Annotated in this window: 8 protein-coding genes; 4 read left to right on the forward strand and 4 right to left on the reverse strand. The window is 61.1% G+C overall.

Annotation, left to right across the window (positions count from 1 at the left end; all coding sequences use genetic code 11):
- Positions 1–5: 5 nt before the first annotated feature.
- Complete coding sequence (gene purL, locus HXW73_RS14410; RefSeq protein ID WP_186253738.1) at positions 6–3,941, reverse strand: phosphoribosylformylglycinamidine synthase; 3,936 nt, start codon at positions 3,939–3,941, stop codon at positions 6–8.
- A 184-nt stretch (positions 3,942–4,125) separates the two neighbouring features.
- Here purL and mltF point away from each other — a divergent pair, with 184 nt between their 5' ends.
- Entirely contained in the window at positions 4,126–5,589 is a 1,464-nt protein-coding gene (gene mltF, locus HXW73_RS14415) for a membrane-bound lytic murein transglycosylase MltF (protein WP_186253739.1), read from the forward strand.
- Positions 5,590–5,631: 42 nt separating this feature from the next.
- On the opposite strand, the gene tadA is transcribed toward mltF, so the two are convergent.
- Positions 5,632–6,099 carry a tRNA adenosine(34) deaminase TadA gene (gene tadA / locus HXW73_RS14420; RefSeq protein ID WP_222105054.1) on the reverse strand — a complete coding sequence of 156 codons (468 nt, stop codon included), beginning with the start codon at positions 6,097–6,099 and terminating at the stop codon, positions 5,632–5,634.
- 86 nt (positions 6,100–6,185) lie between these two features.
- Here tadA and HXW73_RS14425 point away from each other — a divergent pair, with 86 nt between their 5' ends.
- Positions 6,186–7,004, forward strand: a complete 819-nt coding sequence (locus HXW73_RS14425; RefSeq protein ID WP_186253740.1) for an acyl-CoA thioesterase — start codon at positions 6,186–6,188, stop codon at positions 7,002–7,004.
- A gap of 73 nt (positions 7,005–7,077) precedes the next feature.
- On the opposite strand, the gene HXW73_RS14430 is transcribed toward HXW73_RS14425, so the two are convergent.
- Together HXW73_RS14430 and rpmE are read right to left on the reverse strand one after the other, a co-directional pair.
- Positions 7,078–8,349, reverse strand: coding sequence for a malic enzyme-like NAD(P)-binding protein (locus tag HXW73_RS14430; RefSeq protein WP_186253741.1), 1,272 nt, complete (start codon positions 8,347–8,349; stop codon positions 7,078–7,080).
- A 348-nt stretch (positions 8,350–8,697) separates the two neighbouring features.
- Positions 8,698–8,913 (reverse strand): 50S ribosomal protein L31, encoded by a 216-nt coding sequence (gene rpmE, locus HXW73_RS14435; protein ID WP_044630499.1) that lies wholly within the window; start codon positions 8,911–8,913, stop codon positions 8,698–8,700.
- A 144-nt stretch (positions 8,914–9,057) separates the two neighbouring features.
- Here rpmE and HXW73_RS14440 point away from each other — a divergent pair, with 144 nt between their 5' ends.
- The gene (locus tag HXW73_RS14440) at positions 9,058–11,280 is read left to right on the forward strand and encodes a primosomal protein N' (RefSeq protein ID WP_186253742.1); all 2,223 of its coding nucleotides are present in this window, start codon (positions 9,058–9,060) and stop codon (positions 11,278–11,280) included.
- 117 nt (positions 11,281–11,397) lie between these two features.
- The gene (gene argS, locus HXW73_RS14445; RefSeq protein ID WP_186253743.1) at positions 11,398–13,083 is read left to right on the forward strand and encodes an arginine--tRNA ligase; all 1,686 of its coding nucleotides are present in this window, start codon (positions 11,398–11,400) and stop codon (positions 13,081–13,083) included.

Below are 13,083 nucleotides of genomic sequence, written 5' to 3' on the forward strand. Positions count from 1 at the left end.
AAAGCCTAGCCTAACCACGCCCGGGCATTGCGGAACAAGCGTAGCCAGGCGCCATCTTCGGTCCATTCGCTTGGGCGCCAGGAATTGGTCACCGCGCGCGCCACCCGCTCAGGGTGCGGCATCATGATCGTGACGCGCCCGTCGGGCGTGGTCAGCCCGGTAATTCCCGACGGTGACCCGTTGGGATTCGCCGGGTAGCGGGTCGTTGCCTGACCATAATTATCGATGTAGCGCAGGGCGACCTGGCTGCTGGACTGCATCCGGCGCAGGTGGGCACTGTCGCGGAACGCCGCCTGACCTTCACCATGGGCAACCGCAATGGGCAGCTGCGAGCCTTCCATGCCAGCCAGCAGGATGGAAGGGCTCTTTTCCACCCGGACCATGGAGAGGCGCGCCTCGAACTGCTCGGATTCGTTGCGCACGAAGGTGGGCCAGTCCTCCGCGCCGGGGATCAATGACCGAAGCTGCGATAGCATCTGGCAGCCGTTGCAAACCCCCAGCGAGAAACTGTCGTCACGCTTGAAGAACGCCGCAAACTGCTCACGAGCACGCTCGTTGAACAGGACTGACTTCGCCCAGCCCCCGCCGGCACCTAATACGTCGCCGTAGGAGAAGCCGCCACAGGCCACCAGGCCTTTGAAATCATCGAGCGACACCCGCCCTTCCAGAATGTCGCTCATATGCACGTCAACAGCGTCAAACCCGGCCTTGTCGAACGCCCAGGCCATTTCCACCTGGCCATTGACGCCCTGCTCGCGCAGCACGGCCATGGCCGGTTTCGCGGTGTTGATAAACGGTGCGCTGATATCGTCGTTGATATCGAAGCTCGGCGAAGCGCTGAGACCGGGGTCACGAACGTCGAGCAGCTGATCGAATTCGTTTTTGGCGCATTCGGGGTTATCGCGCAGCGCCTGCATTCGATAGCTGGTTTCTGACCAGGTGCGCTGGGTCAGCTGGCGGGTGGTTTCGAGTAACGGCTCTTCGAAGAGCGTCACGCGCACCTGGTCGTCGTAGCGCGGGCGGGCAATCACGCCGCAGGTTTCAATACCGGCTACGGCGAACTGGGTCAGCACCTCTTCGGTATCCTTGCGGTTGACCTGGATCACCGCCCCCAGCTCTTCGGAAAACAGCGCGCCAAACGCTTCCACCGGCTCGTCGACCAGCCAGTCGAGCTTGATTTCAAGCCCGGAATGGGCGGCGAAAGCCATCTCCAGCAGCGTCACCAGCAAGCCGCCGTCGCTGCGGTCGTGGTAGGCCAGCAGCTTGCCGTCGCGGTTGAGCCCCTGAATGACCTCGAAGAACGCCTTGATGTCTTCGGCGTCGTCCACATCCGGGCACTCATTGCCGACCTGACCGTATACCTGCGCCAGTGCCGAGCCGCCGATACGGTTCTGACCGTTGCCCAGATCGATCAATATCAGGTCGGATTCGTCCTGCTCCAGATTGATCTGCGGCGTCAAGGTCGCCAGTGCGTCGGTCACGGGCGCGAAGCCGGTGACCACCAGCGACAGCGGCGAAGTAATGGACTTGTCTTCCATCTCCCCTCTGGGGTTTTCGGCCTGCCAGGCGGTGCGCATCGACATGGAGTCCTTGCCAACCGGAATGGCAATACCCAGCGCCGGGCAGAGTTCCATGCCGACCGCGTGCACGGCGTCATAAAGCGCCTGGTTCTCGCCGGGGTAGTCGGCGGCACTCATCCAGTTGGCCGAGAGCTTGACATCGCCAAGCTTGGCAATTGGTGCCGCTGCCAGATTGGTGATCGCCTCGGCCACCGCCAGACGGGCACTGGCGGCGGGGTCAATCAGCGCCACCGGCGGGCGTTCGCCCATGGCCATCGCTTCGCCGGCATGGGTGTCGAAGCTGGCGGTGGTCACGGCAACATCGGCGACCGGCACCTGCCAGGGGCCGACCATCTGGTCGCGGGCCACTTGCCCCGTAATGGAGCGATCACCGATGGTAATCAGGAAGCTTTTCGAGGCCACCGTCGGCAGGCGCAGGACACGGTCCAGCGCCTCGCGCAGGTCCAGATTGTCGAGCATCACGCCCGATAGCGTCGGTGACTGGCGATTGAACTCACGCAGCATTTTGGGCGGCTTGCCGAACAGTACGCTCATCGGCAGGTCAACCGGCCGGGTCTCGAAATGGCCGTCGCGCACTTCAAGATGGTGCTGTTCGAGCGCTTCGCCGACCACCGCGTAGGGGCAACGCTCACGGGCACACAGCGCCTCAAACGTCGCCAGATCGTCTGCCGCCACCGCCAGCACATAGCGTTCCTGGGCTTCGTTACACCAGATTTCCAGCGGGCTCATGCCCGGCTCGGCATTGGGCACCGCGCGCAAGTCGAACAGCCCGCCCCGGCCGCCGTCCTTGACCAGCTCGGGCAGGGCATTGGAAAGCCCGCCCGCACCGACATCGTGAACAAAACGGATGGGATTATGGTCGCCCAGCGCCCAGCAGCGATCGAGCACCTCCTGAGCACGGCGCTCCATTTCGGGGTTTTCCCGCTGCACGGAGGCAAAGTCCAAATCGGCGCTCGACACGCCGGAGGCCATGCTGGAGGCAGCCCCGCCACCCAGGCCGATCAGCATCGCCGGGCCGCCCATGACGATGAGCTTACCGCCGACAGGGATGTCACCTTTCTGGACGTGCTGGGCGCGAATATTGCCGTAGCCGCCGGCGATCATGATCGGCTTGTGGAAGCCACGCCGCTCGATGCCATCCTCGCTGAGCACATCCTGCTCGTAGGTGCGGAAGTAGCCGGTCAGGTTGGGCCGGCCAAATTCATTGTTGAAGGCCGCACCGCCGATCGGACCATCCAGCATGATCGAAAGCGCCGACTGCATGCGCTCGGGTTTGCCATAGTCGAAGGCTTCCCAGGGCTGAATAAACTCGGGGATACGCAGGTTGGAAACGGTAAAGCCGGATAGTCCCGCTTTGGGCTTACCGCCAATACCGGTCGCGCCTTCGTCGCGAATTTCGCCGCCCGAGCCGGTCGCCGCCCCGGGAAAAGGCGCAATGGCTGTCGGGTGGTTATGCGTCTCCACTTTCATCAGGATGTGGATAGGTTCTTGATGGGTGTCGTACAGGGCGCGCTCATCGTCGGCCCCGGTCAAGGGAGTGGCAAAAAAGCGCCCTGCCTGACTGCCTTTGATGACCGCCGCGTTATCGCTATACGCAGACAGCACGTTGTCCGGCGAGGTGGCAAAGGTGTTCTTGATCATCTTGAACAGCGAGTGACTTTGCGGCTCGCCGTCAATCAGCCAGTCGGCATTGAAGATTTTATGGCGGCAGTGCTCGGAGTTCGCCTGGGCGAACATCATCAGCTCGACATCGCTCGGGTTGCGTTCCAGTTCATTGAACGCTTCGACAAGATAGTCAATCTCGTCATCGGCAAGCGCCAGCCCCAACTCACGGTTAGCGGTCGCCAGGGCTTCACGGCCGCCGGTCATGATATCCACGCTGCCTAGCGGGGCCGGGTCGTGGTGGGCAAACAGCTTGGCGGCATCCGAGGCATCGGTCAGCACGCTTTCGGTCATACGGTCATGCAGAAGGGCGGTCAGCGCGTTAAGCCCCTCCTCATCCGGCATGGCGGTAACGCTTATCCGATAATCGACACCGCGCTCTATGCGGCTAATCTGGTGTAAACCACAGTTATGCGCGATATCGGTGGCCTTGGACGACCAGGGGGACTGAGTACCGATGCGCGGCACCACCAAAAAACGCTGTGCGCCCTTGGGTGGTTCAACCGCTGCTTCATGGCCGTAAGCTAACAGCTGTACCAGCCGCTGGTGAGCGTCCGCCTCCAACGGTGCGTGATGGTCGATAAAGTGAACGTAGTCGGCGGATAGCGCCTCGACCTCGGGAACACGTTCACGCAGCACCGCTAATAGCCGAGCATGACGGAAGGCAGAAAGGGCGGGTGCGCCTCGCAGTTCGAGCATATCCAGAAGCCTCTAGAGCAGGGAGAATTCGAGCAGGGAAATCACCGGGCCGCCGTGCGGCCTTCTTTTATGACACTAATTAACACCTATGATACTGGAAAGCGTCGGCCACACGAAATCAACAAGGTGACAGTCTGCTGATGGCTGGGTATCGTGGCAGCTTATCCCGCGCCGACAAGACGCCATGCTGACGTTGATTTGCCGACACTTTATCGCTCGCTCGAGCTATTACTATGCACTAACGGCCATTGCGCTGTTGGTGATGATGCCGACCTTTTCATTTGTGCCGGAAGGCGAGCACCTGGAGCAGATTCGCCAGCGCGACTTCATCACCCTGCATACGCGAAATACGCCTACCACTTACTATGAAGGCCGCCATGGGCCAACGGGCTTCGAGTATGAACTCATGCGCCGTTTTGCCGACCGACTGGGGGTTAGCCTTAATATCGATGCCAGTCACCATCCGGAGAGCGTGCTACCCGCGGTGCGTGAAAAAGGCGACCTGGGCGCAGCGGCGCTCCCCCTGCTCACCGACACGCCTGGCATTCACTACACCCGCCCGATCATCAACATGCAGCCACTGGTGGTCTACCGTCGCGGACTCAACGGCATCTCAGAGCCCGGCGACCTTGTAGGGCTGTCGCTGGGCACACTGAGCGGCGCGGGCACAAGTAAAGCGTTACGCGGGTTGCAGGAAGCGTATCCCGAATTAAGCTGGCGCGAGTCCCACGAGCTGGAGGTCGCCGAGCTACTTGCCCAAATCGAAGATGGCCGTTTCGACGCGGCAGTGATTTTTGAACATCAGTTCCGCATTAACCGGCTGTTTTTTAAAAATGTTGAGCATGGCTTCCCGCTGGGGGATCCGGTCTCGATGGCCTGGGCGGTTCCCAGTGGCCGGGGACTGGGGTTGCTTAAGGCGGCCAACCGCTTTCTTGAAGACCTTCAACAGACAGGGGCTCTCGACCAACTCGTCGCCCGTTATTTTGGTCACGACGATTACCTCGAGTATGTCGGCACGCGAACTTTTCTCGACCACCTGGATGCCCGCTTACCCCGCTTTACCGATGATTTCAAGCAGGCCGCCGAGAATACCGGCTTCGATTGGAAGTTGCTCGCCGCCATCGGCTACCAGGAGTCCCACTGGAACCCCGATGCGGTCTCCCCCACCGGTGTGCGCGGCCTGATGATGCTGACCCGCCCTACCGCCGAGGAAATGAACATTGAGAATCGCCGCGACCCCGCGCAAAGCATCGATGGAGGCTCGCGTTACCTGCGCAGCATCATGGACCGCCTTCCCGACGACATCACCGGAGACGACCGCCTGTATATGGCGATGGCGGCCTATAACGTCGGCCTGGGACACTTGTACGATGCGCGTAAAATCGCGGAAATGCGCGACGGCGACCCAGACAGTTGGGCGGATGTGCGCGAGGCGCTACCCTTGTTGCAACAGCGCGAATGGCATAGCAAAACGCGCCACGGTTACGCCCGTGGTGGAGAGCCCGTCATTTATGTGCGCAACATTCGCCGCTATTACGAAATGATTGAGTACGTTGAACGCAGTCGCCAGCAGTTCTTCCAGCTAGAGCAAACGCCTGTCAACGCGGACCCACTGTTAATGTTCGAGTTGATACCGCCGCTTGATTAAGTCGAGATCGTAATGCCTCAAACGCTTCGCAGCCGCTTTGTGTTAGCCGTCCGCCTCGCCCCGCCTGGCAGCAAAAAAAGCTTTTAAGCACTTGCTTGCCTGTGCCGCCAAGACACCGCCCTGGACGTCGATGGCATGATTGAACCACGGCTGCGCCAGCAGATTGGCTTTGGACTCGACCATGCCGGTGCGCGGCTCGGCAGCCGCGTAGACCAGGCGGCTCAAGCGAGCATGAATCATCGTCCCAACGCACATCATGCAGGGCTCCAACGTCACGAATAACGTACAGCCGGATAAGCGGTAGTTACCCACCTGCTGGGCCGCCGCGCGAAGGGCACGAACCTCCGCATGACCACTGGGGTCACAGCTGGAGACAGGGGCATTACCGGCTTCACCGATAATCCTGCCGTCAGCGTCAACCACCACAGCCCCCACCGGCACTTCGCCCATTTCAGCCGCCAGATGCGCCTGGTCCAGCGCCCGGTGCATGTAAAATTCATCGCTGCGAATCACAGCAAACTCCGTTAAGGTAACAAAACGATCGTATGAACGGCGCCATTGAGCGCCGCTGAATAAGTGACTACAGGATACCCAGAATGGCAGACGCGCTGAATACGCTGGTCAATTTGCTTGAGCTAGAAGCACTCGAAGACACCCTTTTTCGTGGCCAAAGCCAGGACTTGGGCTTCCCCCAACTCTACGGCGGGCAGGTATTGGGGCAGGCGCTCGCCGCCGCCAGTCGCACCGTGCCCATTGAGCGCCGTCCGCATTCGCAGCACGGCTATTTTCTTCGCCCAGGGGATCCCCATCGGCCGGTGGTCTATCAGGTGGATACCATCCGCGACGGCGGCAGTTTTACCACACGCCGCGTGACAGCGATTCAAAAGGGCCGCCCGATCTTTTTCTGCAGCGCCTCGTTTCAGAGTCACGAAACAAGCTTCAGCCATCAGCGCGCGATGCCCGAAGTGCCCTCACCCGAGGCATTGATAGAAAGCGGTGATGTCAAACATTCTCGCTTCCCTGGCCACCCGATCGAGTTTTTGCATCTCAAAGGAAATCCAGATCAGTCAGAACCTGCCGGTCAGTGCCTGTGGTTTCGCCTGGCTGGCAGTCTACCCGATGACGCGGCTCTCCACCGTCACTTGCTCTCCTACGCGTCCGACTTTAACTTGCTGACCACCAGCCTGACGCCCCACGGCATCCGCTATACCGACCCACAGTTGCGCATTGCAAGCCTGGATCACGCCCTCTGGCTGCATGACGACACCCGCCTGGATGATTGGCTGCTGTACGTTATCGATTCGCCATGGGCGGGCGGCGCCCGAGGACTTGCGCGGGGGCATATCTACCAGCGCGACGGCCGCCTGGTCGCCTCTACCGCCCAGGAAGGCCTGACACGCTACTCAACCGGCTGAACGACCAACGCCCGCTGGATAGCGGGCGTTGGTGCTTACGGTAGCCGATAATGACAGTAGTGGATGTCGCGGACTATCCGCCATAGACATCATTGATGGTGGCAAGCGGGTAGTGAGCCGGATACGGCTTACGCGCCACCCCTGAGTCCACTGCCGCCTGGGCCACCGCCGAGGAAACTCGCGCCAGCAGTCTTACATCGACGGGCGTGGGAATGATGTACTCGCGGCCAAACTGCATGTCGGTACGCTCATAGGCATCCAGCACCGCCTGGGGAACCGGCTCGCGGGCCAGGTCTTTGAGCGCGTGTACCGCCGCCAGCTTCATGGCTTCATTGATGCGCGTTGCGCGCACGTCGAGCGCACCGCGGAAGATAAACGGGAAGCCCAGAACATTATTCACTTGATTAGGGAAATCGGAGCGGCCGGTCGCCATAATTACATCCGGGCGCGCCTCGCGGGCAACATCGGGATGAATCTCGGGATCGGGGTTGGTGCAGGCGAAAATTACCGGATCCGGCGCCATTGTTTTCACCTGCTCAGCCGACAACAAGCCAGGGCCTGACAAACCGATAAACACGTCGGCGCCATCGATAGCGTCATCCAGGGTGCGCATGTCCGTATCACGGGCAAACTCGGCCTTGTATTCATTAATGCCTTCACGATCGCTATGAATAACCCCGCGACGGTCGAGCATGATCAGGTTTTCTTTGCTCGCCCCACAGGATACCAACAGCCGCATACAGGCAATGGCCGCCGCGCCTGCGCCCATGCAAACAATTTTGACGCTGTCGATCGTTTTACCCGCGATATCCAGCGCGTTCAGCATACCGGCCGCGGTGACAATCGCCGTGCCGTGCTGGTCGTCATGAAATACGGGAATGCTGCAACGCTCAATCAGCGCCTTTTCGATCTCAAAACATTCAGGCGCCTTGATATCTTCCAGATTAATGCCACCCCAGGTATCAGCGATGCGCGCCACGGTGTCAGTGAACGCCTGCGGGCTTTCCGCATCCACCTCGATATCAACCGAGTTGATGCCGGCGAAACACTTGAACAGCACACCCTTGCCTTCCATCACCGGCTTGCTGGCCAACGGTCCCAGGTTACCCAACCCGAGAATCGCACTGCCGTCGGAAATGACCGCGACAAGATTGCCTTTGCCGGTGTAGCGGTAGGCGTTTTCGGCTTCGCGGGCAATCTCCCTGACCGGCTCAGCCACCCCGGGACTATACGCCAGCGCTAAATCCCGTGCCGTCGCGGTGGGCTTGGTCAACTCCACCGACAGCTTGCCGGGGATCGGCTTCGCGTGATAATCCAAAGCGGCCTGCTTATTTGCATCGGTCATGGTCAAGGGTCCAGTTACTCAGAAGGGAGATAAGTGATGCCAGAATATAGAAAAACACCGGCCCGCTCAAGCAAGCGGTAAACCCAGCATAAAAACGGTCGTTTAACCGACTTTTACCTCCATTTCGTAACATTTCAAACATTTTTAATGAAATTTATAGGTAACCGCCTCAACGATAACGATTATTTGCATTGATGCATCGCAATATTTATGGAAAATTTTTCCATTTTATCCAGGCATTTGCCTGTTATCGATCGCCAACGCTGTCACCACCCACAAAAAAACCCACGCCGTGGCGTGGGTTTTCGCAAGCCCTGGGGGCTTTCGATATGGCAAGTCCGTAAAGGATCAGCCGCGCTTGATAGCAGCGCCAAAACGCTTGTTGAAGCGCTCTACACGGCCACCGGTGGTCGCTTGTTTCTGCTTACCGGTGTAGAAAGGGTGGCAGTTGGAGCACACGTCCAGGGAGAAATCCTGACCTGACGTGGAACCCACCTGGAAGCTAGCACCGCAAGAACAGTTGGCGGTGACCGTGTTGTAATTCGGATGGATACCTTGTTTCATCTTGAGCCTCATCAGCGGTATGCCGCCACCTGATCTCGTGCCAGGCACCGCATACGGGTTTAAAAAACGACTAACCGGTTAATCGCTCCTTCGTTTAAAGTCAGAGCGGCCGCCTATTCTAGCAAAACTAATGCCGGAGGCCAATTGTCCGACGCTGTTTCCGCCCAGGTGCTCAAAATCGCCCTGCCGTCGCCGCTGCGACGCCTGTTCGACTACTTACCCAACCGCCAGACACCGCCCGGCGGCTGGCAGGTAGGTTTGCGCGTGCGCGTCCCATTCGGCCATCGCGATGTCGTCGGTGTGATCGCTGAACTGGCGGACCACAGCGACCTGCCGCACGCCCAACTGCGCAGCGTCAGCGAAACATTGGACGACACCCCCCTGCCCGCCGATTGGCTATGGCTTTGCCAGTTCACCGCGCGCTACTACCAGCATAGCCTGGGTGATACGCTGGCCATGGCCATGCCTGCACGGCTGCGCCAGGGCCACCCCATGGCCGGACGTACGCAAACACTCTGGCGGGCGTTGGGTGCGCCGGACGATGACCGCTTGAGCCGCGCCCCGAAACAGGCCGCGTTACACGCGCTGCTGCAACAGCATCCCCACGGATTGCCGGGGCGCGCGGTCAATGCGCATGGGTTTAGCCGCGACCAGTTGCTCGCGCTGGAAAAAAAGGGCCTGGCCGAGGCACAGGACATTACCCTCGCCGCCCCCACGCCTCCCGGCGGTAGCCTGCTGGCAAGCCCTGCGTTGCCGCTTAACCGCGAACAGGCAACGGCGCTGGCCGCCCTGCATGAAAAACTCGATGGCTACCATCCTTGCTTACTGGAAGGCGTTACCGGCAGCGGCAAGACCGAAGTTTACCTGCAACTGATCGAGGCCGTGGCGGCCAAGGGCAAGCAGTCGCTGGTGCTGGTGCCCGAAATTGGCCTGACCCCGCAGACGCTGGCACGCTTCAAAAGCCGCTTTCGCGTTCCCGTCGTGGCATTGCACTCAGGGCTTACCGACCCCGAGCGCCTGGACGTCTGGGAGGCCGCCGCCAGCGGGCGGGCACTGATCATCATCGGCACCCGCTCGGCGATTTTCACCCCACTCGCCAACCCCGGTGCGATCATCGTCGATGAGGAGCATGACGGCTCCTACAAACAGCAGGACGGCCTGCGCTATCACGCCCGGGACCTGGCCGTTGCCCGCGCCCACCGCCATAAAATACCCTTGTTACTGGGCAGCGCCACACCGTCCCTGGAAAGTCTGCAGCAGGCGCTGACAGGGTCTTACCGGCACTTACGTTTGACCCAGCGACCCAGCCGACACCCACCCGCCAAACTCGAACTGGTGGACATGCGCCACCAGCGGCGCCAGGGCGGTCTGTTACCGGCGTCCCTCACCGCCATCAAAAACACCCTGGCCGCGGGCAAACAGGTGCTGATTTTTATCAACCGGCGAGGCTTTGCGCCGACACTGGCCTGCCACAGCTGCGGCTGGCTCGCCGAGTGCGGCCAGTGCGATGCCCGCATGACCCTGCACCGCCAGCCGCCGCTACTTGCCTGCCACCATTGCGATAGCCGTCGCGCCCTGCCGGACGCCTGTCCAGAATGCGGCAGTGGCGATTTACGCGCCCTGGGCAGCGGCACGGAACGTACCGAAGAGACCCTGCAAAGCCTGTTCCCCAAGACCACGGTGCAGCGCATCGACCGCGACAGCACACGGAAAAAGGACAGCTTCGAGCAGATGCTCAAGGAGATTCAGCGCGGCGAGCCCTGCCTGCTGGTGGGTACGCAAATGCTCGCCAAGGGTCACCACCTCCCCCATGTGACGCTGGTGGTGGTGGTCAATGCCGACGGCGGACTCTACGCGGCGGACTTCCGCGCCCTGGAACACAGCGCCCAGCTGCTCGAACAGGTCGCCGGTCGCGCCGGTCGCGCGGCCCATCCAGGGCGCGTACTGGTCCAGACCCTGCATCCCGACGACCCGCACCTGGGCCAGCTTGCCGAACACGGCTATGGCGCACTGGCGCGCAACCTGCTGGAAGAGCGCCGACTCGCCCAACTGCCGCCGTTTTGCTTCATGGCACTACTGCGCATTGAAAGTCCCAAGGAAGAGGCCGCTCTTGCCCTGGCCCGGCAGGCCGCCCAGGCCCTGCGCCAATGGCTATCCCAAACCGATACGCCGGCACGCTGCCTGGGGCCAGTGCCTGCTCCCATGGAGCGCCGCCAGAACCGTTACCATCTGCAAGTCATGCTGACCGCGGATAAGCGCAGCCAACTCCACGCCGCCGCCAGTTGGCTGGCGCAGTGGCTTGAAGCCAACCGCGACGCACGCCGGGTTCGCTGGTCGATCGATATCGATCCGCAAAGCCTGTCCTAGACGACAGCGGACACACCGCTTTGAAACTGCGGCTCAATTGCCGATAATGGGGCACCTTGCCGCTGAATAGCGACGCGTGCATGCCCACGCCGCCACTGATAACACCCGGATACTTAAATGAAAGACACGATTAGTTCATTGCTCGACGGCGCGGTCGCCGCGCTCAAGCACCAAGGCGTGCTGCCCGCTGATCTAGCGCCCACCATCAAGGTGGACCCCACCAAGGACAAAGCCCACGGTGATTACGCCACCAACCTGGCGCTGATGCTGGCCAAGCCTGCCGGCATGAAACCCCGCGAGCTGGCTGACGCTCTGGTCACGGCGCTGCCACCGAGCGACGCCATCCAGAAAACCGAGATTGCCGGTCCAGGGTTCATCAATTTCTTTGCTGCCTCGGACGCCGCCGCGCAAATTGTCGCCCAGGTGCTCGACAGCGGCGATGCCTTTGGCCGTAGCCTGATCGGCAAAGGCCAGAAAGTGCAGGTTGAGTTTGTCTCCGCCAACCCCACCGGGCCGCTTCACGTGGGCCATGGTCGGGGGGCTGCGATCGGCGATTGCCTGTGCCGCCTGCTTGATGCCAGCGGCTATGACGTGACCCGCGAGTTCTACTACAACGACGCGGGCGCGCAAATTGCCAACCTGGCAGGCTCGGTACAGGCACGTGCCAAAGGCCTGGGCCCTGACGATCCAAGCTGGCCGGAAGACGGCTATCGCGGCGAATACATCGTGGATGTCGCCAGGGATTTCATGGCGGGCAAAACGGTGAGCGCCGATGATCGCGAGGTCACCGCCAATGCCAACGCCGACGACCTTGACGCCATTCAAGCCTTTGCCGTGGCCTGGCTACGCCGCGAGCAGGATCTCGACCTGAAGGCCTTCGGCGTCGAGTTTGACGTGTACTTTCTGGAGTCTTCGCTGTATGCCGATGGCAAGGTGGACGCCACGGTCGAAAAACTCATTGCCGCAGGCCATACCTATGAAGAAGACGGCGCCATGTGGCTGCGCACCACCGACTTTGGCGACGACAAGGACCGCGTGATGCGCAAGCAGGAAGGCGGCTACACCTACTTTCTGCCCGACGTGGCCTACCACCTCGACAAGTGGCAGCGCGGTTTCACAACGGTGATCAACGAACAAGGGGCCGACCACCATTCGACGATAACCCGGGTACGCGCCGGTCTGCAGGCGCTGAATGTCGGCATCCCCAAGGGTTGGCCGGACTACGTGCTGCATCAGATGGTGATGGTGACCCGCTCCGGCGTGGAGGTAAAACTCTCCAAGCGCGCGGGAAGCTACGTCACTATCCGCGACCTGATCGATGAAGTCGGCCGCGACGCGACACGTTTCTTCCTGGCCGCCCGTCGGGCCGACTCGCAATTGACCTTTGATATTGACCTGGCACGCTCCCAGTCCAACGACAACCCGGTGTACTACATTCAGTATGCCCACGCCCGGGTGTGCAGCATGCTGCGCAAGGCCGAAGCGGCGGGTCAGCCCTTCGATCACGACCTCGCCATGGCCAACCTGGCCCTGCTGGACAGCGACCAGGAACGCGCCGTGCTCAATCGTCTGGCCCGCTATCCGGAAGTCATCGAAAACGCCACCCACAACCGCGAACCCCAGCAGGTCGCCCAATACCTGCTTGACCTCGCGGGTGATTTCCACACCTGCTACAACGCGGTCAAGGTCATGGTCGAGGACGACACCCTGCGCAATACGCGCCTGGCGCTGGGCCTTGCCACCCGCCAGGTACTGCGCAACGGCCTGGATTTAATGGGGGTCAGCGCCCCCGAGGAGATGTAA

Origin of the sequence: Halomonas sp. SH5A2, from assembly GCF_014263395.1 — a bacterium.
In the GTDB taxonomy this organism is placed as follows: Bacteria; Pseudomonadota; Gammaproteobacteria; order Pseudomonadales; family Halomonadaceae; genus Vreelandella.

Excerpts from the sequence above, each read along its gene's own strand:
- purL (WP_186253738.1), bottom strand. The coding sequence starts at position 3,941 with ATGCTCGAACTGCGAGGCGCACCCGCCCTTTCTGCCTTCCGTCATGCT.
- mltF (WP_186253739.1), top strand. The coding sequence starts at position 4,126 with ATGCTGACGTTGATTTGCCGACACTTTATCGCTCGCTCGAGCTATTAC.
- HXW73_RS14425 (WP_186253740.1), top strand. The coding sequence starts at position 6,186 with ATGGCAGACGCGCTGAATACGCTGGTCAATTTGCTTGAGCTAGAAGCA.
- HXW73_RS14430 (WP_186253741.1), bottom strand. The coding sequence starts at position 8,349 with ATGACCGATGCAAATAAGCAGGCCGCTTTGGATTATCACGCGAAGCCG.
- rpmE (WP_044630499.1), bottom strand. The coding sequence starts at position 8,913 with ATGAAACAAGGTATCCATCCGAATTACAACACGGTCACCGCCAACTGT.
- argS (WP_186253743.1), top strand. The coding sequence starts at position 11,398 with ATGAAAGACACGATTAGTTCATTGCTCGACGGCGCGGTCGCCGCGCTC.